Source organism: Dyella sp. Tek66A03 (genome assembly GCF_052567735.1).
Window position 1 is genome coordinate 2,825,605 of record NZ_CP199584.1, and the last position, 19,921, is coordinate 2,845,525.

At 64.4% G+C, this 19,921-nt stretch carries 19 protein-coding genes; 8 read left to right on the top strand and 11 right to left on the bottom strand.

Annotated features, from left to right (window positions below):
• Nucleotides 1-45: 45 nt before the first annotated feature.
• The 4 genes from ACT01B_RS12395 (at nt 46) to ACT01B_RS12410 (ending at nt 3,304) form a co-directional block, all read left to right on the top strand.
• A complete protein-coding gene (locus ACT01B_RS12395) occupies nt 46-696 on the top strand; it encodes a glutathione S-transferase N-terminal domain-containing protein (RefSeq protein WP_445143564.1) in 651 nt (216 codons plus the stop codon).
• A gap of 77 nt (nt 697-773) precedes the next feature.
• Nucleotides 774-1,766: an alpha/beta fold hydrolase gene (locus ACT01B_RS12400; protein ID WP_445143565.1), complete on the top strand. Its 993-nt coding sequence runs from the start codon at nt 774-776 to the stop codon at nt 1,764-1,766.
• 160 nt (nt 1,767-1,926) lie between these two features.
• Entirely contained in the window at nt 1,927-2,253 is a 327-nt protein-coding gene (locus ACT01B_RS12405) for a carboxymuconolactone decarboxylase family protein (protein WP_445143566.1), read from the top strand.
• Nucleotides 2,254-2,299: 46 nt separating this feature from the next.
• A complete protein-coding gene (locus ACT01B_RS12410) occupies nt 2,300-3,304 on the top strand; it encodes an aldo/keto reductase (RefSeq protein ID WP_445143567.1) in 1,005 nt (334 codons plus the stop codon).
• Nucleotides 3,305-3,417: 113 nt separating this feature from the next.
• Here the strand turns inward: ACT01B_RS12410 and ACT01B_RS12415 are convergent, their stop codons facing one another.
• From ACT01B_RS12415 to ACT01B_RS12465, 11 genes are all read right to left on the bottom strand, one after another.
• Nucleotides 3,418-4,995, bottom strand: a complete 1,578-nt coding sequence (locus ACT01B_RS12415; protein WP_445143568.1) for a ThiF family adenylyltransferase — start codon at nt 4,993-4,995, stop codon at nt 3,418-3,420.
• On the bottom strand, nt 4,995-5,237 hold the full coding sequence (locus ACT01B_RS12420; protein ID WP_445143569.1) for a MoaD/ThiS family protein: 243 nt from the start codon (nt 5,235-5,237) through the stop codon (nt 4,995-4,997). The genes ACT01B_RS12415 and ACT01B_RS12420 overlap by 1 nt, the downstream gene beginning before the upstream one ends.
• A complete protein-coding gene (locus ACT01B_RS12425; protein ID WP_445143570.1) occupies nt 5,234-5,839 on the bottom strand; it encodes an NTP transferase domain-containing protein in 606 nt (201 codons plus the stop codon). The genes ACT01B_RS12420 and ACT01B_RS12425 overlap by 4 nt, the downstream gene beginning before the upstream one ends.
• Complete coding sequence (gene moaC / locus ACT01B_RS12430) at nt 5,836-6,318, bottom strand: cyclic pyranopterin monophosphate synthase MoaC (protein ID WP_445147478.1); 483 nt, start codon at nt 6,316-6,318, stop codon at nt 5,836-5,838. The genes ACT01B_RS12425 and moaC overlap by 4 nt, the downstream gene beginning before the upstream one ends.
• Nucleotides 6,319-6,411: 93 nt before the next feature.
• Entirely contained in the window at nt 6,412-7,461 is a 1,050-nt protein-coding gene (gene moaA / locus ACT01B_RS12435; RefSeq protein ID WP_445143571.1) for a GTP 3',8-cyclase MoaA, read from the bottom strand.
• A gap of 1 nt (nt 7,462) precedes the next feature.
• Nucleotides 7,463-8,665: a molybdopterin molybdotransferase MoeA gene (locus ACT01B_RS12440; protein ID WP_445143572.1), complete on the bottom strand. Its 1,203-nt coding sequence runs from the start codon at nt 8,663-8,665 to the stop codon at nt 7,463-7,465.
• Nucleotides 8,666-8,766: 101 nt separating this feature from the next.
• On the bottom strand, nt 8,767-9,855 hold the full coding sequence (gene modC, locus ACT01B_RS12445; protein ID WP_445143573.1) for a molybdenum ABC transporter ATP-binding protein: 1,089 nt from the start codon (nt 9,853-9,855) through the stop codon (nt 8,767-8,769).
• Nucleotides 9,848-10,531: a molybdate ABC transporter permease subunit gene (gene modB, locus ACT01B_RS12450; protein WP_445143574.1), complete on the bottom strand. Its 684-nt coding sequence runs from the start codon at nt 10,529-10,531 to the stop codon at nt 9,848-9,850. The genes modC and modB overlap by 8 nt, the downstream gene beginning before the upstream one ends.
• A gap of 5 nt (nt 10,532-10,536) precedes the next feature.
• A complete protein-coding gene (modA, locus tag ACT01B_RS12455; RefSeq protein ID WP_445143575.1) occupies nt 10,537-11,313 on the bottom strand; it encodes a molybdate ABC transporter substrate-binding protein in 777 nt (258 codons plus the stop codon).
• A gap of 70 nt (nt 11,314-11,383) precedes the next feature.
• Entirely contained in the window at nt 11,384-11,728 is a 345-nt protein-coding gene (locus tag ACT01B_RS12460) for a hypothetical protein (RefSeq protein ID WP_445143576.1), read from the bottom strand.
• 11 nt (nt 11,729-11,739) lie between these two features.
• Complete coding sequence (locus ACT01B_RS12465; RefSeq protein WP_445143577.1) at nt 11,740-13,002, bottom strand: molybdopterin molybdotransferase MoeA; 1,263 nt, start codon at nt 13,000-13,002, stop codon at nt 11,740-11,742.
• 283 nt (nt 13,003-13,285) lie between these two features.
• Between ACT01B_RS12465 and ACT01B_RS12470 the strand changes: the two genes are divergently transcribed.
• From ACT01B_RS12470 to fdhF, 4 genes are read left to right on the top strand one after another with little or no spacing between them, the layout of a single operon-like run.
• Nucleotides 13,286-14,944, top strand: a complete 1,659-nt coding sequence (locus ACT01B_RS12470; RefSeq protein ID WP_445143578.1) for an OFA family MFS transporter — start codon at nt 13,286-13,288, stop codon at nt 14,942-14,944.
• Between the two features lie 22 nt (nt 14,945-14,966).
• Nucleotides 14,967-15,467: a formate dehydrogenase subunit gamma gene (locus ACT01B_RS12475; protein WP_445143579.1), complete on the top strand. Its 501-nt coding sequence runs from the start codon at nt 14,967-14,969 to the stop codon at nt 15,465-15,467.
• Entirely contained in the window at nt 15,464-17,023 is a 1,560-nt protein-coding gene (locus tag ACT01B_RS12480) for a formate dehydrogenase beta subunit (RefSeq protein ID WP_445143580.1), read from the top strand. The genes ACT01B_RS12475 and ACT01B_RS12480 overlap by 4 nt, the downstream gene beginning before the upstream one ends.
• A gap of 14 nt (nt 17,024-17,037) precedes the next feature.
• Entirely contained in the window at nt 17,038-19,920 is a 2,883-nt protein-coding gene (gene fdhF / locus ACT01B_RS12485) for a formate dehydrogenase subunit alpha (protein ID WP_445143581.1), read from the top strand.
• Nucleotide 19,921 lies beyond the last annotated feature (1 nt).

The following is a 19,921-nucleotide window of genomic DNA, read 5'->3' on the forward strand; positions in this document are numbered from 1 at the left end:
AGGATAGTCAGCTGCCATCACTGACTTGTCATCGCCGGAGGCTTCATGATTCATCTCTATACCTGGAAGACGCCCAACGGGCGCAAGCCGGCGATCGCGTTGGAGGAGCTTCACCTCGATTACGCCGTGCATGCCGTGGATATCAACCAGGACCAGCAATTCCTGCCGGACTTCGTTGCGATCTCACCCAATAGCAAGATCCCTGCCCTGGTCGATGATACGCATGGCGTGAGGATCTTCGAGAGCGGCGTCATCCTCGAGTACCTGGCTGACCGCACCGGAAAGCTACTTCCCACCAGCGGCCCAGCACGCTACGAGACCTTGCAGTGGCTCTATTGGCAGGTCGGAGGGATCGGCCCCATGTTTGGCCAGCTGGGCTTTTTCGCGAACCGTGCGAAAGAGAAGCTTCCGCTGGCTATCGATCGTTACCTCACTGAATCCAATCGCTTGCTCGACGTGCTTGAGCAGCGTCTCGCCGCTTCGCAGTACGTGGGAAGCGACGATTACAGCATCGCGGATATCGCCACCTACCCTTGGGTGGCGGCCGTGATGGCCAATAATCCACAGCTGCTTGGTGACGCGCTTGTCACGCGACCCTCGGTAAACCGCTGGATGGTGAGCCTTGCGGCACGGCCTGCTGTGATCAAGGGTATGGCTGTCCTCAGCGACTCTGCGTCAGAAAGCCGCACGGCCTGATACCCAGGTCCATCTGCGCAGGAAAGAAGTTTCGCCCCAATCCCTCTCGTAAGAACCCATGACCGGGGACCACTCTCATGAGACGAATCGCCTTCCTAATGGCTTGCGCCTTCGCCAGCGCAAGCGCCCTCGCCGCTACCGCGCCCAGTCGCGACAACGACCACCTACAAGCGGGTGACGTCATGACCAAGTATCGAACGGCGCAAGTGCAGGGGTTGCATATCTTCTATCGCGAGGCGGGCGACAGTCACGCACCCACCGTTCTCCTGCTGCATGGGTTTCCTTCCTCGTCACGCATGTACGACAAACTGATACCCGTGCTGGCGCAGCGATATCACGTGATCGCGCCCGACTATCCGGGTTTTGGCCATTCGGACGCGCCGCCGCCTGACACATTTGCCTATACGTTTGACCACCTGGCGTCCGTCGTCGATGCATTGACCCAGCAGCTCGGTATCCAGCACTACGCGTTATTCGTGCAGGACTACGGTGGCCCTGTCGGGTTTCGCCTGGCTGCCATGCACCCCGATCGGGTCGCCGCTATCGTGGTACAGAACACGGTGTCACACGAAGAGGGCCTGGGCCCCCTGTGGACGACACGGCGCCAGTACTGGGCCAACAGGGAAGCCTATGCCGACAAGCTGCGCGCCAACCTGACTTCTCTGGAAGCGGCAAAACAGCGTCATGTTGGCACGGATCCCCATCCGGAACTGTACGATCCGGACGCCTGGACCGACGAGTTCGCCTTCCTCAGCCAACCGGGCGAAGGCCGCATCCAGGAAGACCTCTTCTACGACTACCGCACCAATGTAGCGTCCTACCCTGCGTGGCAGTCGTATCTGAAGGAACACCATCCACCCCTGCTCGTCTTGTGGGGCAAATACGACCCCTCCTTCACCGTCGCCGGCGCATGGGCGTACAAGAAGGATGTGCCTGACGCCGAAGTGCATATCCTCGACGCGGGTCATTTTGCGATGGACACGAAGAGCCAGGAAGTGGCCGACTTCACCTCGCAATTCCTGGATCGCCAGCGCGATCGCATGGCGCGCACGGCAGGCGGCGCCCCGTGAGTGGGCGTTCAGAGCAGCGACGCACTCGCTATCCAGCCCATGGAAAGGCAATGCTCTCGCTCGCTCATTTATCAATGCAGCTCATAACAGCATTCGTTTTATGGATCTTTATCGAAAGGTGGCTGCCGCGTAACCTGCCGCCATACCCGGAGAGGTCCCCATGCCCGAGAAACCTAGCAACGGCCGCAAAGCATTCGGCCACATCGCCCCTGCCCTCGCTGACTACACCGACAACGTGCTGTTTGGCGACGTGTGGGAGCGGCCCGGCCTGTCACCCCGCGATCGCAGCCTGATCACCGTCGCCAGCCTGATCTCGCTGTATCGCGTGAACGAGATACCTTTTCATATGAAGAAGGCGCTCGAGAATGGCTTGACCAAGGACGAACTGATCGAAGCGATCACGCATCTCGCGTTCTATGCGGGCTGGCCAACGGCCAGTTCGGCACTGCCCATCGCGCAGCGCGCGATCGAAGAAGCGGGACTGTGACCAAGCCTTGGCATGCACAGCCACGCACGAACCTGAAGGAATGAATATGGATTACCGCTATCTCGGCCGCAGTGCCCTCAAGGTGTCGCCGCTGTGCCTGGGCGCCATGATGTTCGGCGGTGAGACCGACGAGGCCACCGCCAAACGCATCATCGATAAAGCGTTCGCGCAGGGCGTGAATTTCATCGACACCGCCGACGTCTACCGTGCAGGCAAGTCGGAAGAAATCGTTGGCCGCGCCATTGCGGAACATCGCGATGCCTGGGTGGTGGCGACGAAGTTCGGTTATCACACCACGCGGGGACCCAACGAGCAGGGTCAATCTCGCAAATGGATCTACCAGACGGTCGACGGGAGTCTCAAGCGCCTGGGCACCGACTATATCGACATCCTCTATTTTCATCGGGCCCTGCCCGACGTGCCGCTGGAGGAAGGCGTGCGCGCCGTCGGCGACCTGATCCGCCAGGGCAAGCTGCGCTATTTCGGCGTCTCCAATTTTCGCGGCTGGCGTATCGCCGAGGTGGCCCGCATCGCCGACCAGCTCGGCATCGATCGCCCGGTCGCCAGCGAACCGCTCTACAACATCGTCGACCGCACGGCCGAAGTCGAACAGTTGCCGGCAGCCGCGCATTACGGTCTTGGCGTAGTCCCCTACAGCCCGCTCGCTCGTGGCGTGCTCAGCGGCAAGTACCAGGTCGACGCACCGCCGCCGCCCGACAGCCGCGCCGGCCGCGGCGACAAACGCATCCAGCAGACCGAGTGGCGTCCCGAGTCGCTCGCCATCGCACAGAAGATCGCCGCCCATGCGGCCGAGCGCGGCACCACGCCGGTCGCGTTCGCCTTGGCCTGGGTGTTGAAGAATCGTCTGGTCAGCTCGACCATTGCCGGTCCTCGCACCGAGGCGCACTGGGACAGCTATATCGAGGCCTTGAAGGTCCAGCTCGGGCCCGAGGACGAGGCATTCATCGATAGCCTGGTACCGCCCGGCCATGCCTCCACCGCGGGCTATACCGACCCTCAATACCCGATCGAGGGACGGCAAGCGCTTTAGCGCTTGGCAAGCATCTTCCGTACGTTCGCCACCCTCCGTACCCGCGGCTCCTTCTCCCCTTTGGGGAGAGGGAGCAGAAGCGCGGGACTCGGCGTTCGAACGTGCTGGAGGGGTCAGCTCAGAAGCGCGGGAGCAATACCTGACCTGGAGTGGTTGCGCAATCCGCGCAAGCCACCTGCTAGCGAATAGGCCTCGTGAAATCCGTTGGCACGCAGGAGACGCGCCGCGTAGCCGCTGCGTTGCCCACGCGCGCATACAAGCAGCGGGCGACATGAGGTCAACTCGTTCGCGCGAGCAACAACCTGTGCAGACGGAATTCGCAGCGACGGCACATCAGCCAACGGTTCCACCGCTATCTCGTCGGGTTCACGCAGATCGACCACGGTGAAGCCGGAGGCAATCGCGTCCTCCAAGCTATCGAATGCGAGATCGATATCACCCCGCTCCAGCTCCAGCGCCAGCGCCCGTTGCGCCACCTCAACACAGCCACCGTGCAGGGCACACCCCTGCGCCGCATCGATAGGCAGCCGCTGCATGCTGAGGTCGAGCAGGTTGACCAGCAGCAAGGCGTTGTCCTGCGGGCGTGGTAGATCAAACAGCAGTTTCAAAGCCTCGGCCGCCTGCATCGTGCCAAGCACCCCGGGCACGGGTCCCAGCACACCAGCCTGCACGCAACTGCCCACCGCCTCCGGCGCGGGCGCCTGCGGCCACAGGCAACGCAGACAAGGCGTGCCCGGCCGAGCCGGGATTACTTGCAGCTGCCCCTCGTACTGGTACACGCTGGCCATGATCAGCGGCGTGCCACTCAGCACGGCAGCATCGCTGCTCAGATAGCGGCTGCGCATATCGTCGGTGCACTCCACCACCAGATCGAATTGCCGGAATACGTCGACGGCGTCGCTGGCGCGCAGCGGCTCCGTCCAGGTGCGTACTGTCACGGCAGGATTGAGCGCAGCAATACGACGTGCGGCCAGATCCACCTTGCGCTGGCCGATGTCGCGCGCGTCGTACATGGTCTGCCGATGCAGGTTGCTCGCATCCAGGCGGTCGCCGTCGACGATGCCGAGTGTCCCCACGCCCGCGCCCGCCAGGTAGCTGAGTACCGGACAGCCCAGGCCACCGGCACCGATCACCAGCACGCGCGACGCCACCAGCTTCGCCTGCCCTGCATCGCCGACCTCGCGCAGACGTGTCTGGCGCGAATAGTCCGGCACAAAGGCGTCGGCGTGGTCATGCTGCGTGTGATGATGCGACTCGTGCTCGTGCTCGCGAAACACGTGGGTGCAGGCCACCCAGTCGGACTCGCCAGTGAGATAGTGTTCTTTCTTCCAGATCGGCAGCCGATGCTTGATCTCGTCGATGATGTAGCGGCAGGCGCGGAACGCCTCGTCGCGATGCGGGGCGCAGACGCCCACCCAGACCGCCAGGCCGCCGACGCGCAGATGTCCGCTGCGGTGCATGCAACGCGCGTCGGTCACCCCGTAACGGGCGATGGCTTCGGCCAGGATGCGCTCGCCTTCCGCCTCGGCCAGCTCGGCATAGGCCTCGTACTCCAGGCCATCCACCTCACGCCCGTCATTGCTGTTGCGCACCCAGCCCTCGAACGCACAGAAGCCACCGCTACCGGGATGCTTCAACGCCTCTTGCAGTGTTGCCGTATCGACGGGCTCGCTGGAAAGTCTAAAGCGCATTATCCGCCTGCCACGGGTGGAATGAATACGATGGTATCGCCATCGTGCAGTGGGCGATCCCAGGCACTGAACTGCGCATTGACCGCCACCTTGAGTGCATCGGCCGCCAACGAAAAACCAAAGCGAGCGCGCAGTTCCTCATACAGCTCGCGCAGCGATGTGGCGACGGTGTTCACCTGCTCGCCACTCATGCCCGCCTGTTCCCGCAGCTGCGCGTAGTACTGCAGATTCACCCGGATCATGCCAGCGTCTCCAGTCGATGCTGCATGGCCTCGCGCTCTTCCGGTGTATTGACGTTGTCGAGCGCCTCGCCTGGCGCCGGCAGCAAACGCGTATTGGATTGCATGAGTGCCTTGCGCGGGCAAAAGCTGCCGTCCGCATAGCGCTGTTTGAGCAAGCCATGGCTGGCCGGCTCCCATATCGCGCAGAGCGGCTCGGGCAGTCCGTCATGGTTGCTGGTAAATGCGGTGGCAGCCGCAGCGGGATCGCGACGCGTCACCAGTTGCTGCAAGGTCGCAGCGTCAAGCAACGGCAGGTCGCAGGCCAAGACCAGCCACGCCGCATCGGGATATTCGTCCTGCGCTGAAAGAATGCCCGCGGCCGGGCCAATCGCTTCATAACGGTCGAGAATCAGCGGCAGACCGGCGCGCAGCGGATCGTCACGCTGGGTGTCGCGCGCCGAAACGAAGGTGCGTTCTGTTACCTCTTGCAGCAGACGCCACGCGCGCAACAGTTGCGGCTCGCCGCGATAGGCCAGCGTCGCCTTGTCCTGCTGCATGCGACGGCTGGCACCGCCCGTCAACAACAGCCCATAGAGCGGTGGCGCCTTGATCGGCTCGCTCATGCTGCCCCCTTCGGGTCAATACCGAGATCATGTTTTCCGCCCGTTTTCTTCACCAGGCGGATGTCGCCAATCACCATCTCATGCGACAGCGCCTTGCACATGTCGTAGATGGTCAGCGCCGCGATGCTGGCGCCAGTCAGTGCTTCCATCTCCACGCCGGTACTACCGCGGCACGACACCGTGCAGTCGATCAGCGCGTCGTTGTGCTCCATATGGATGGCGATGTCGCAGCGATCCAGGCTGAGCGGATGGCATAGCGGAATCAGCTGCGGCGTCGCCTTGGCCCCCATCACACCGGCGATCTGCGCCACCGTGAGCACCGCGCCCTTGGGTGTGACGTAACCGGCAGCGTGCAGCGCCTGCGCGACTTCGGCGGGAAAGGTGACGCGCGCCCGCGCCTGGGCCGTGCGATGCGTTACCGGCTTGGCGCCGACATCGACCATGCGCGGTTGCTGCGCCTCATCGATGTGGGAAAGCATGGCGGGGGGAACAGTCACATCAGGCTCCGGAAGCGAGACAGGTTTCGTGGACCATTATCGGCCCCGCTGGCAGCAGTGAGATTAAGAAATCGTCTAGCCGCCGATGTAGTGCATTTCGATCTTGTGCCGGGTCTTGCCATGGCGCTCGGCGCGCTCCTCGCTGTAGCGGTCGTTGCGTCCCAGCCAGACCTCGCGCAGGCGCTGCGTCAATGCCTCGTCGCTGGTGTCGTCGCGCAGGGCGGCCCGAAAATCCGTGCCTGCGGTGGCGAACAGACAGGTATACAACATGCCTTCGGATGACAGCCGGGCGCGGCTGCAAGCACCGCAGAACGGCCGGCTGATCGAGGAAATCATGCCGATCTCGCCCGCGCCATCGAGGAAGCGGTAACGCGTCGCCACCTCGCCCGGGTATTTCGGCGGCACGGCGCGCAGCGGCCAACGCGCATCGATGCGCGCGACCAGCTCCTGCGACGGCACCACGTCGTCGATGCTCCAGTCGTTGCGATTGCCCACATCCATGTACTCGATGAAACGCACGACGATGCCGCTGCCGCGAAAGCGCTCCACCAGCTCGGGCACGGTATGTTCGTTGACGCCACGTTGCACCACGGTGTTGAGCTTCACGCCATGCGGAAATGCCGCCGCCCGCGCCGCCTCGATACCCGCCATCACTTCATCCAGCGCTCCGCGCCCGCCGCTCATGCGATGGAACAGGGCGGGATCGAGCGTATCCAGGCTTACGGTGACGCGATCGAGTCCGGCCTCGCGCAGCTCCTTGGCATGCCGGGCCAGCAGCACGCCATTGGTAGTCAAGGCCAGGTCGGTGATGCCGGCGATGCTACGCAAGCGCCCGACCAGCTCGGCCAGATGCGGTCGCAGCAGGGGCTCGCCGCCAGTGAGGCGCAACTTGCTCACGCCCAGCGTGGCGGCCAGCCGGCATAGCCGTTCGATCTCGTCGAAGCTCAGCCGCTCGTCGTTGCGCAGGAAGTTGAAGTGCTCGCCGTAGGTGGCTTCGGGCATGCAGTAAGGACAGCGGAAGTTGCAGCGGTCCATCACCGAAATGCGCAGGTCGTGCAGCGGCCGGCCGCGCTGATCCCGCGGCAATGTCGTCGCAACCTCTGCGTTAGCCTGGAACAGGTTCATGTCACCACCGATAGAACTCGACCGCCGTGCCCGCCGGCGTGCACGCGTTGCCGGGCGGCAATTGCACGACACCGTGCGTGTGCGGCAGTGCGGAGAAGTCGCCCGACGTACGCGCTGGCACCGGCCTGGCCATGCTCCACCCTTGCGCGTCGGTTTGCACGTAGGCGGGCACGAAACAGGTCAGCATTGCGTTGCCGTCCACGTCAGCCTCGAGACGCACATATTCCTTCGGTGCCGGCGTCATGCCCAGCGCAACCAGCAGGGCCGGTCTTACGTAACGGATCGCGCAGACCAGGGCAGATACCGGATTACCCGGCAGCGCGAACACGGCCTGCTGGCCGGGGCCGATGCCGAACCACATCGGTTTGCCGGGCCGCTGGGCGATGCGATGAAATACGCGCCGCACGCCGAGCGCGTCGAGCGCCGCCGGCACGTAGTCGCGCTGTCCCATCGATACCCCGCCTGACAGGATCAGTACGTCGTAGGCGCCAAGCAGGCGGCCCAGCGTGTCCTGCGTGGCGGCGATATCGTCGGCGATGTGTTCCAGCGCGACGCGATCGAAACCATGCAGTCGCAACGCGGTGGCGATCGCGATGTCGTTGGAGCGGCGAATCTGTCCTTCGCCCAGTGATGATTCGACGTCTACCAGTTCATCGCCGGTCGAAACGATGGCAATCGATGGCGTCTTGCCGACCTCGACACTGGCCACGCCGTTGGCGGCCAGGAGCGCCGCTTCCGGCGCGCCGATGCGCATGCCGGCCTCCAGCAGCAGCGTTCCGGCCACGCAGTCCGAACCGCGCGGATGGATGAACTGCCCGCGGCTGGGTTGGTAACCGTCGATGAGGTGGTAAGTCCCCGCTTCACGGCGAACCTGCTCGACCGGAACCACGCAATCGCAACCCGCAGGCAGCATGGCACCGGTGGTGACCTCGATGCAGCCGCTATCGTCGGCGAGTGTCTGCAGCGCCATGCCGGCCATCTGGGCGCCCCCGATGGTAAACGCGCGCGGTAGCGAGGCGCGCCAGCTCACCGCGATGCCATCCATCATCACGCGGTCGAACGGCGGGTGATCGTGTTCGGCGTGTACCCGCTGGCGCAGGATGCGTCCGGCAGCCCGGTCCAGCGTGACCCGCTCGCTGCCGAACGACGGCATATGTTCCGCCACCAGGGCTTCGGCCTCGGCGATGCTGATCAACTCGGTCATGGACATGACGATGCGCGGTTGTGGCCGGTGGCACCCAGGGGGCAGCGCTGCCAAGGATTATGGTGAGCGCCCGGCGGGATCACAACACCGCTAGCGGCTGGTCACGCGCCCAGGGCGACGGCCTTGACCTGCGCCCAGACCTCGCCGCCCGGCGCCAGCCCCAGCGCGTGCCAGGAACGCCGGGTAATCCGCGCAAGCAGGATGCTGCCACCCGCATCGAGCTGCACCAGGCATTGCGAGGGATGGTCCGCATCGGCCATGGCGAGGATGCGGCAAGGGATCTGGTTCAGTGCACTGCTGCCCGCCATGGGCATGCGGGTCAGCACGATGTCGCGCGCACCAATGCGGCAGCGCAGGGCCTGACCCACCACTTCGCGACGATACGGCAGCCACAGCTTGCCGCCTGAAAATTCCAGCTCGATGAGCTGATCCTGCGCGTCGTAGCCGCTCACCCTGCCCTCGATCACGGCGCCAATCGCCTCGCCCAGGGCCGGCGGCAGGTCCAGCCGGGTCAGCGTGGCCTGCAACGGCCCTTGCGCCACCACGTGTCCGGCATCCAGCAAGACGAGGTGATCCGCCAGGTGCGCCACTTCGTCGATGTTGTGGCTTACGTAGATCATCGGGACAGCAAGCGTAGCGTGCAGGCTTTCCAGGCAACCCAGCAATTCGGATCGAGCGGGGGCATCGAGCGCCGACAACGGCTCATCGAACAGCAGCAACGACGGATCGGACATCAGGGCGCGCACCATCGCCACCCGCTGGCGCTCACCCCCGGAGAGCGTGTCGGCGCGCCGGCCGAGCAAGGCATGCAGACCGAAGCGGTCGATCAAGCCCTGGCGATCGACGCGTGCCGGTCGTCCGGCACGTCGAAAACCGAAGTCGAGATTGGCGCTAACCGACCGGTGGCCGAACAGGCTCGGCTCCTGGAAGACATAACCCAAGCGGCGCCGGTGCGGAGGCACGAATACGCGATGCGCATTGTCCTGCCAGACCTGGTTGCCGAAGCTTATGCGGCCCAGGCCGCCACGCTCGAGTCCGGCGATAGCGCGCAGGCAGCTGGTCTTGCCAGCGCCGGACGGACCGAACAGCGCCGTGATACCGCGCGGCGGCAGGCTGAAGTCGATGTCGAGCGCGAGTGCGCCACGGCGCCATGCCAGTTTGGCGTGCAAACCCTGCTGCAGCTCAGTCACGGGCGTACCTGCGCGAGCGCAGCAGGGAGGTGGCGAGCAAGGCCACAAAGGACACCAGCAACAGGCAAAGCGACAACATATGCGCCTGGTGATACTCGCCGGCCTGGACGTGATCGTAGATGCGCATCGAGACCACGCGGGTCTGCCCCGGAATATTGCCGCCGATCATCAAGACCACGCCGAATTCACCCACGGTGTGTGCAAAACCCAGCACGGCCGCGGTGACCACACCGGGCACGGCCAACGGCAGCGCCACCGACAGGAAGCGATCCAGCGGACCGGCCCCCAGGCATGCCGCCACTTCCAGCGGCTGCCGGCCAATCGCATCGAAAGCGTTGTGCAGCGGCTGCACCACGAACGGCAACGAGTACAGCATCGAGGCCACGACCAGGCCCTGGAATGTAAATGGCAGCCCCGACAGGCCCATCGCCGCCATCGCGCGGCCCACCACACCGTGAGGGCCGAGCAACATCAACAAGTAGAAACCGAGCACCGTCGGCGGCAAGACCAGCGGCAGGGCCACGACGGCGGCAATCGGCCGCCGCCAGCGCGAACGCGTTTGCGACAGCCACCACGCCAACGGCGCGCCCAGCAGCAACAACAGCACCGTCACCGTCGTGGCCAGCCGCAAGGTAAGCCAAAGCGCCTGCAGATCCTCGCCGGACAGCAGGGGCATGGCGCTCACTGCCCCGCGGCGTCGGGAAGGCTGAAACCATTCTTTTCGAAAATGGCGCGCGCCTGCGGACCCTGGACGTACGTCGTAAAGTCCTGTGCAAGCGCGTTGTCCTGGCCACGCTGGGTCAGTACGAAGCTCTGCAGCAGGGGTTCGTACAGCTCAGGTGGCACCACGACATAACTACCTTGGTCGGGCGACGCCATGGCCAGCGACTCAGCGATGATGCCGACCTGGGCACTTCCGCTCTGCGCAAATTGCGCGGTCTGCGCAATGTCATTTCCGAACACCATGCGCGGCTGCAGCGCATCCCAAATGCCTGCCGCGCGCAAGGCCTGTTCGGCCCGCTTGCCGTAGGGCGCGTGTTGCGGATTGGCGATGGCGACATGCTCAAAGCGTGGCTGCACCAGGTCCGCCACCTGCACGTCGCTCATATCGATGCTTGCGCTCCACAGCACGATATGTCCGGTGGCATAGGGAACGGGCTGCCCGCCGGCCTTGCCGTGGGCCACCAGTTGCTGCGGGTAACTGCTGTCGGCCGAAAAGAACAACTCGAACGGCGCCCCCTCTTCGATCAGGGTCAGCAGGTTGCCGGACGAGCCATACACCACGTCGATCCTGGTGTCGGGGTGGTCCTGCTGGTAGGACGCCACGACCTTGTACATCACGCTACGCAGGTCGGCCGCAGCGGCTATCGTGATGTGGTCATCGTCCGCCAGGGCCTGCGTCCACGGCGTCAGTGCCATGATCAACGCCAGCAGTCGAAGCAAAAAAAGACGTGTCATCCGCGCTTTCTCCCTTTTGCATCCAGGGATGCTCTGCGAGAGTATCCCAACGATGGTGTGTGCGGATTGCCTACGATGAGCGGCGCTGGCGCACGCTGTCGCGAACATCGACGTCAAACAGCAGCTCCAGCGCATCGGCTTCTTGCTTACCGGCCAGGAAGAACTTCAGGCCTTCCCGGGTGGGCAGCCGCTGCGCATGGTCGCGAACCTTGCCCCCCGGAACCTCGATCAACCAGGCATCGGGCGGACCCGAGAAACGGGCCTCATCGCCGGCCCCGAGCCGAAGCGTGCAGGTCATGACAAACGCCTCGGCAAAGCGGGTGCTCGACGCTATGGCCTCGCCCGCAAGCAACCTTGCCAGCTCATCCTCGCCGATGCGCACGCGCAGGCTCTGGCCTTCGATCTGCATTTTCATGCTGGCGCTCCCTATTTGTTCGTAGCCGTCGTGCTGCCGACGCTCAAGGCCTGCCCGGCATGAAGGCTGGCGATCTCGACCAGCATGCCGGGTGCGCAGTCGCCGACGTCCTCGGCCAACGCGACCCAGGCGTTCGCTTCGGCGAACGGCTGGATGCGAAATGGTTGCTGACGGCTGAGCACGTCGGCGTGAAGACGCCCCTCAGCATCCTGGGTGAGCTTGGCGCGCAGGAAGTGGCGCAGACCCGGCTTCGGTTGCTGCGGCGTATCGAGCACGGCATGCAGCATGGGTTCGCGACCCTGCCCCGCCCATGCCCGCAGCACGGGCTCGGCGAAGAAGCGGAAGCCGACCGCAACCGCCATCGGCGTGCCGGGCAACGCAAGCACCAGGGTGTCGTCGCCCAGCGTAGCCGCCAGCACTGGCTTGCCCGGACGCATCGCCACCTTGTGGAACAAAAGCTCGGCGCCAAGCGCTTGCAGCGCCTCAGGCACGAAGTCATAGCGCCCCATCGACACCGCGCCGGTACTGACGATCAGGTCGGCGCCGGCATCGCGCGCGCGCCGTACTGCCTCGCGATAGTGGCTGGCCGTGTCGTCCAGCGTCTCGCAGGACAGCACCTTGGCGCCGGCAGCGCCGAAGGCCGCCCTCAGATAAGGGCCATTGGAATGGTGGATCTGCTCGTCGGCGAGTGGCTGGGTCGGGTCTGCGAGCAGTTCCTTGCCGGTGCCGATGATCGCCACGCGCGGTTGGCGTACCACCTCGACCGACGTCACGCCGAGCGCTGCCAACAACATGACAAGAGCAGGCTCGATACGCGTACCGGCGACCGCGACCACCGCCCCCTTGGCGACATCGCTGCCGGCATAGCGCACGTTATAGCCAGCGGCGAGCGTATCGAGCAGGCGAATGCGCGCCGGCGTGCCATCGCCGGCGTGAGCCAGCAATTGCGTACGTTCGACGGCAATCACCGCGTCCAGTCCAACGGGCAAGCGTGCGCCGGTCATGATTTCGCAAGCGCTTCCCAGCGACTCCCGAGCCGCGTCGCCGGCAGCCTGCGAACCCGCGACAGCATGCTCCGAGCCGGCGGCGAGCGGCTCGCGTGCACACAAGGCATAGCCGTCCATCGCCGCATGATCAAACGATGGCAGATCCATGGGACTGATGACGTCCCGGGCCAACGCACGGCCCATCGCGTCGACCGGCGAACGGGACTCGCCCGGCAGCCGACGGGCGTGGGCAAGCAGTCGTTCCAGGGCCTGGTCGTATCTGATCATGGTGCGAGGCTGCGCTTCCTGCCTACCTGGGCGTCAAGATGACCCGCATGCTCAAGGCGCGCGCCCGGCGATGCAAGAGGCAGGGAACATCTTTCGCAGCCACTGCGCTGCGGTGCAGCAACCCATCCGGATGCAAAGGCCCGATGATCGCCAGCGGTGAAACTCAGTGCACAGGGTAGCCCGGCGTTCGACTTAAGTAGAGTGGCGCGCCGAGCGCGCGCGCTCGACTATCGCGCCGGATGCCAGGCCATACGTCCATGTTACATACCGGGGGGTGATGCTTATGAGTAGCGTACCTGCAGCAGATGTTCTGGACCCGACACAGGGAAGCACGCCGGGAATACTGTCCAGGGAACGCACCATCGCCGGACCTCGTTTCAATCGATGGCTGGTGCCGCCTGCGGCCTTGGCCATCCATCTCAGCATCGGCATGGCCTACGGCTTCTCCGTGTTCTGGCTGCCGATGAGCAAACTGGTGACCGAGGCCGATCCGGCCATGTGCGCCAATCTCGGTTTCTTCGCGCAACTGTTCAGCACCGCCTGCAACTGGACGGTGCCCGCGGTGAACCACATCTTCGAAACCTTCATCGCCATGCTCGGCATTTCCGCCGCGATCTGGGGCGGCTGGCTGGAACATGCCGGCCCGCGCAAGGCGGGTTTCATCGCCGCACTGTGCTGGGGCGGCGGACTGGTGGTGGGCGGCATCGGGGTATCGATGCATCAACTGTGGCTGGTCTATCTCGGTGCCGGTGTCCTGGGAGGCATCGGCCAGGGCCTGGGATATATCTCGCCCGTCTCGACCCTGATCAAATGGTTCCCCGATCGGCGCGGCCTGGCCACCGGCTTCGCCATCATGGGCTATGGCGGCGGCGCGATGATCGGTGCGCCGATCGCGGTTGCGCTGATGGCGAAATTCAGCACGGGAGGCGTGCCCGGCGTAGCAAGCACGCTGATGTGCATGGGCGTGATTTATTTCATTGCGATGTCGGCCGGCGCCTTCGGTTTCCGCGTACCGCCCAGCGGGTGGCGACCACTCGGCTGGACCCCGCCGGCGGAATCGGCGAACAAGCTGATCACCCATCGTCATGTGCATCTGAGCCGTGCCTGGAAAACACCGCAGTTCTGGATGATATGGGTGGTGCTGTGCATGAACGTCACGGCCGGTATCGGCGTGATTTCGATGGCCAGCCCGATGTTCCAGGATGTATTCGGCGGGCGCCTGCTCGGACTGGATGCCGCAGCCACACTGACGACCGCGCAGAAAGCCGCGATCGCAGCATCGGCCGCGGGCCTGGTTGGCCTGATCAGCCTGTTCAACAGCCTGGGCCGCATCTTCTGGGCATCCACTTCCGACTTCATCGGCCGCAAGACCACGTATTCCATCTTCTTCGCGCTGGGAATCCTGCTGTATTGCAGCCTGCCCACCTTGGGACACATGGGTCTTGCCGGCATGTTCGTGGCGGCAGCGTGCATCATCCTCACCATGTACGGCGGCGGCTTCGCGACGGTGCCAGCCTACCTGTCGGACATCTTCGGCACCCAGATGGTAGGAGCGATCCACGGGCGTCTGCTGACGGCGTGGTCGGTGGCAGGCATCGCCGGTCCGTTCCTGATTGCCGCTGTGCGCCAGGCCCAGTTGGATGCCGGCATTGCCAAGAACCTGGTATACGACCGCACGCTCTACATCCTCGCGGGGCTGTTGCTGATCGGCATGATCAGCAACTTCCTGATCCGCCCGGTCAAGGAAAACGCACTGATGACCGATGCCGAACTGGAACATGAACGATCCTTGCAACATGAGGCGGCGACCGTCACAGCACGCGCACAGGAAGCGGCTCGCGGCCGCTTCGGCCCGGTCGGTGTCATCGCCTGGGCCCTGGTTGGCGTTCCCTTCCTGATCGGTGTATGGATAGCTCTTACCAAGGCTGCTGCTCTGTTTTGAGAGGCGATCGGACAGTGGAAAGATGAAACGCGCGATAAACATCACCGTATTGCCGGAGATCCCGGAGCACATCCGCACCGCCGTACTGGAAGTCACCGCCCGGCTGAAAGATATGCCCGGCGCCCTGCTCCCCGTGTTGCACGGGGTGCAGGGCGCGCTGGGCTACGTGCCGGCGGACGCGGTGCCGCTCATCGCCCGCGAGCTGAACCTGTCGCGCGCCGATGTGCACGGGGTGATCAGCTTCTACCACTTCTTCCGCCAGCAGCCGGCCGGGCGGCACCTCATCTATCTGTGCCGCGCCGAGTCCTGCCAGGCGATGGGCGCCGTCACGCTGGAGCAACACGTCAGGCAGAAACTGGACATAGACTTTCACCAGACCACGGCCGACGGCAGCTACACACTGGAGCCGGTCTATTGCCTCGGTAACTGCGCGTGCTCCCCGGCGATGATGATCGATGGTGACCTGAAGGGCCGCATGACGCCCGAACGGTTCGACGCCTGGCTCGAAGCGGAGGCAACATGAGCGTCACCGTCTACGTGCCGATCGACGCCAGCGCACTCTCGCTCGGCGCCGAGGCTGTCGCCAAGGCGATCGCCGCGGAGGCAACACGCCGCAGCGCCGACGTGCGCATCGTGCGCAACGGTTCGCGCGGCATGTACTGGCTGGAACCACTGGTGGAAGTCGAAACGGCCGACGGCCGCTTTGCCTACGGCCCGGTACAGCCCCAAGATGTTCCTGCCCTGTTTGATGCGGACTTCCTGCAGGCGGGCCAGCACGCACTCGCGCTTGGACCAACCGAATCCATCGCGTACCTGCAGCGCCAGCAGCGCCTGACCTTCGCCCGTGTCGGCATTGTCGATCCGCGCAGCCTGGAGGATTACCGCGCTCACGGCGGCTATCGCGGCCTGGCGAACGCACTGCGCGTGAGCAGCAAGGACATCGTGCAAACCGTGCTCGATGCCGGACTGCGTGGCCGTGGCGGCGCAGCGTTTCCCACCGGCATCAAGTGGAAAACCTGCCTCGACGCACCCGCCGACCAGAAATACGTCGTGTGCAATGCGGACGAAGGCGATTCGGGCACCTTCTCCGATCGCATGATCATGGAAGGCGATCCGTTCGTGCTGATCGAGGGCATGACCATCGCCGCCATCGCAGTCGGCGCCACGCGTGGCTATATCTATCTACGCGTGGAGTACCCACACGCACAGCGGGCGCTGCTGGCGGCCATGGCCGCCGCCGAAGCGGCCGGCTTTCTCGGCGACAGCGTCTGCGGCAGCGGCAAGGCGTTCCATCTGGAAGTCCGCATGGCTGGCGGCGCGTATATCTGCGGCGAGGAAACCTCGCTGCTCGAATCGCTGGAAGGCAAGCGCGGACAAGTGCGTTTCAAGCCGCCACTACCGGCCATCGAAGGCCTGTTCGGCAAGCCCACGGCGATCAACAACGTGGTGACGTTCGCCTCGGTTCCGATCATCCTGGATCAGGGTGCCGGCTATTACCGCGACTACGGCACCGGCAAGTCGCGCGGCACCTTGCCGATTCAGCTCGCCGGCAATCTGAAGCGCGCCGGTCTGGTGGAGCTGGCTTTTGGCACCACCCTACGCGAGTTGATCGATGATTTTGGCGGCGGCACCGCCAGCGGCCGCCCGCTGCGGGCGGTGCAGGTCGGCGGTCCGCTCGGCGCGTATATCCCGGCATCGCAGCTCGATACCCCGATGGACTACGAAGCATTTGCCGCGATCGGCGGCATGCTGGGTCATGGCGGCGTGGTGGTCTTTGACGACACCGTCGACATGGCGGCACAGGCGCGTTATGCGATGGAGTTCTGCGCCATCGAGTCCTGCGGCAAATGCACGCCGTGTCGCATCGGCTCCACCCGTGGCGTCGAAGTGATCGATCGCATGCTCACCGGCAGCGCCATCGAGCGTGAACGCGACGAGATCCTGCTGCGCGACCTCTGCCAGACCATGATCGCCGGTTCCTTGTGCGCGCTGGGTGGCATGGCGCCGTTCCCGGTGTTGAGCGCGCTCGACCATTTCCACGAAGATTTCGCAGGCACCGCCGTCACGGCCGTGCACTGAGGAGGTAACGCGTCATGCTGTCCATCGTCGAGATCGATTACGGCACGCCGAAGGCGACCTCCACCACGATGGTCGACCTGGAGATTGACGGCCGTAGCGTACAGGTGCCTGAAGGCACCTCGGTGCTGCGCGCCGCCGCGCAGATGGGCATTGGCATCCCCAAGCTCTGCGCCACCGACATGCTCGAGGCCTTCGGCTCGTGCCGGCTGTGCCTGGTGGAAATCGAGGGCCGCAAGGGCTACCCGGCTTCGTGCACCACGCCGGTCAGTCCCGGCATGAAAGTGCATACGCAGACATCGAAGCTCGCCGAGATACGCCGGGGCGTGATGGAGTTGTACATCTCCGATCATCCCCTCGATTGCCTTACCTGCCCCGCCAACGGCCATTGCGAATTGCAGGACATGGCTGGCGTGGTCGGCCTGCGCGAAGTGCGCTACGGCTACGACGGCGCCAATCATGTCTACGCCAAAAACAAGGACGGCAGCGCCAATCCGCTGTTCGCAGCCAAGGACGTATCCAACCCCTACTTCACCTTCGACCCATCCAAATGCATCGCCTGCTCGCGCTGCGTGCGCGCCTGCGACGAGGTACAGGGCACGTTCGCGCTGACCATCCAGGGACGCGGTTTCGAGTCCAAGGTGGCGGCCAGCCAGGACAACCGCTTCCTCGACTCCGAATGCGTCTCCTGCGGCGCCTGCGTACAGGCCTGCCCCACCGCCACCTTGTCGGAGAACTCGCTGATCGATATAGGTCAGGCCGAGCACAGTGTCGTCACCACCTGCGCGTATTGCGGCGTCGGCTGCAGCTTCCGCGCCGAGATGAAGGGCCAGCAAGTCGTGCGCATGGTGCCGAACAAGGATGGCCACGCCAATCACGGCCACTCCTGCGTCAAGGGACGTTTTGCGATCGGCTACGCGACGCATCCCGATCGGATCACCACGCCGATGATTCGCGCCAAGATCTCCGATCCCTGGCGCGTGGTCAGCTGGGATGAAGCTGTGGCCCATGTCGCCAGCGAATTCAAGCGGCTGCAGGCCAGTTACGGCAAGCACTCGGTGGGCGGCATCACCTCCTCGCGCTGTACCAACGAGGAAACCTACCTGGTGCAAAAGCTGGTGCGCGCCGGCTTCGGCAACAACAACGTCGATACCTGCGCACGCGTATGCCATTCGCCCACCGGCTATGGCCTCAAGGCTACGATGGGCGAATCGGCAGGCACGCAGGATTTCGACTCGATCGAGTCCACCGACGTCGTGCTGGTGATCGGCGCGAATCCCACCGATGCCCATCCCGTGTTCGGCTCGCAGATGAAACGCCGACTGCGCGCAGGCGCCAAACTGATCGTGGTCGATCCACGCCGCATCGACCTGGTGCGTACACCGCACATCAAGGCTGACTACCATCTGCGGTTGCGCCCGGGCACCAATGTCGCCGTGCTCGACGCGCTGGCCCATGTCATCGTCACCGAGAACCTCGTCGACGAAGACTTCGTGGCCCAACGCTGCGAAGCGGAAGCGTTCGCCAAGTGGCGCGCCTTCGTGTCGCAGGAGAAATACAGCCCCGAAGCGATGGAGTCCGCTACCGGCGTACCGGCAGCGGTGGTGCGCGGCGCAGCGCGGCTGTACGCCACCGGCGGCAACGGCGCGATCTACTACGGCCTGGGCGTCACCGAACATGCGCAGGGTTCCACGGCGGTGATGGCGATTGCCAACCTTGCCATGGCGACCGGCAATATCGGTCGCGAAGGCGTGGGCGTGAATCCGTTGCGTGGACAGAACAACGTGCAGGGCTCGTGTGACATGGGTTCGTTCCCGCATGAGTTCCCCGGTTATCGTCATGTCAGCGACGATGAAGTTCGCCACTCGTTTGAGCAGGCATGGGGCGTGCCGCTGTTGAGCGAGCCGGGCCTGCGCATTCCCAATATGTTCGAGGCTGCGCTGGACGGCAGTTTCAAAGGGCTCTACATCGAGGGCGAGGATATCGCGCAGTCCGATCCTGATACCCAGCATGTCACCGCCGCCCTGACCGCCATGGAATGCATCGTGGTGCAGGACCTGTTCCTCAACGAGACGGCAAATTACGCCCATGTCTTCCTCCCGGGCAGCTCGTTCCTGGAAAAGGACGGCACGTTCACCAATGCGGAACGGCGCATTTCACGCGTGCGCAAAGTGATGGAACCCAAGGGCGGTTACGCCGATTGGGAAATCACCCAGCTGCTGGCACAGGCCATGGGCTACCCCATGAACTACAACCACGCCACCGAGATCATGGACGAGATCGCGCGACTCACGCCCACCTTCCACGGCGTCAGCTTCGACAAGATCGACCAGCTGGGTTCGATCCAGTGGCCCTGCAATGAGGAGCATCCGTTTGGCACGCCCGTGATGCATGTCGGCGAGTTCGTGCGCGGCAAGGGTCGCTTCATGCTCACCGAGTACGTACCAACCACGGAGAAGGTCAACGCCGAGCATCCGCTGATTCTCACTACCGGCCGCATCCTCAGCCAGTACAACGTGGGCGCGCAGACCCGGCGCACCGCCAATGTGATGTGGCACGACGAGGACCGGCTGGAGCTTCACCCACACGACGCCGAGGAGCGCGGCATCAACGAAGACGATTGGGTAGGCATCCGCAGTCGTGCCGGCGATACGGTGCTGCGCGCCATGATCTCCGAGCGCATGCAGCCGGGCGTGGTCTACACCACCTTCCACTTCCCCGGCTCCGGCGCCAATGTAATCACCACCGAGAACTCCGACTGGGCCACCAATTGTCCCGAGTACAAGGTCACCGCTGTACAGGTGACCCGGGTCACCCAACCATCCGATTGGCAAAAGCGCCATCGCGCGTTCTCGGAGGCGCAGGAGGGGCTGCTGGACCCGTCGGCGAAGCCCGCCTGAT

Bases quoted from the DNA above. Each gene is read 5' to 3' on its own strand.
- ACT01B_RS12395 (WP_445143564.1), top strand. From the start codon at position 46: ATGATTCATCTCTATACCTGGAAGACGCCCAACGGGCGCAAGCCGGCG.
- ACT01B_RS12400 (WP_445143565.1), top strand. From the start codon at position 774: ATGAGACGAATCGCCTTCCTAATGGCTTGCGCCTTCGCCAGCGCAAGC.
- ACT01B_RS12405 (WP_445143566.1), top strand. From the start codon at position 1,927: ATGCCCGAGAAACCTAGCAACGGCCGCAAAGCATTCGGCCACATCGCC.
- ACT01B_RS12410 (WP_445143567.1), top strand. From the start codon at position 2,300: ATGGATTACCGCTATCTCGGCCGCAGTGCCCTCAAGGTGTCGCCGCTG.
- ACT01B_RS12415 (WP_445143568.1), bottom strand. From the start codon at position 4,995: ATGCGCTTTAGACTTTCCAGCGAGCCCGTCGATACGGCAACACTGCAA.
- ACT01B_RS12420 (WP_445143569.1), bottom strand. From the start codon at position 5,237: ATGATCCGGGTGAATCTGCAGTACTACGCGCAGCTGCGGGAACAGGCG.
- ACT01B_RS12425 (WP_445143570.1), bottom strand. From the start codon at position 5,839: ATGAGCGAGCCGATCAAGGCGCCACCGCTCTATGGGCTGTTGTTGACG.
- moaC (WP_445147478.1), bottom strand. From the start codon at position 6,318: ATGCTTTCCCACATCGATGAGGCGCAGCAACCGCGCATGGTCGATGTC.
- moaA (WP_445143571.1), bottom strand. From the start codon at position 7,461: ATGAACCTGTTCCAGGCTAACGCAGAGGTTGCGACGACATTGCCGCGG.
- ACT01B_RS12440 (WP_445143572.1), bottom strand. From the start codon at position 8,665: ATGACCGAGTTGATCAGCATCGCCGAGGCCGAAGCCCTGGTGGCGGAA.
- modB (WP_445143574.1), bottom strand. From the start codon at position 10,531: ATGCCCCTGCTGTCCGGCGAGGATCTGCAGGCGCTTTGGCTTACCTTG.
- modA (WP_445143575.1), bottom strand. From the start codon at position 11,313: ATGACACGTCTTTTTTTGCTTCGACTGCTGGCGTTGATCATGGCACTG.
- ACT01B_RS12460 (WP_445143576.1), bottom strand. From the start codon at position 11,728: ATGAAAATGCAGATCGAAGGCCAGAGCCTGCGCGTGCGCATCGGCGAG.
- ACT01B_RS12465 (WP_445143577.1), bottom strand. From the start codon at position 13,002: ATGATCAGATACGACCAGGCCCTGGAACGACTGCTTGCCCACGCCCGT.
- ACT01B_RS12470 (WP_445143578.1), top strand. From the start codon at position 13,286: ATGAGTAGCGTACCTGCAGCAGATGTTCTGGACCCGACACAGGGAAGC.
- ACT01B_RS12475 (WP_445143579.1), top strand. From the start codon at position 14,967: ATGAAACGCGCGATAAACATCACCGTATTGCCGGAGATCCCGGAGCAC.
- ACT01B_RS12480 (WP_445143580.1), top strand. From the start codon at position 15,464: ATGAGCGTCACCGTCTACGTGCCGATCGACGCCAGCGCACTCTCGCTC.
- fdhF (WP_445143581.1), top strand. From the start codon at position 17,038: ATGCTGTCCATCGTCGAGATCGATTACGGCACGCCGAAGGCGACCTCC.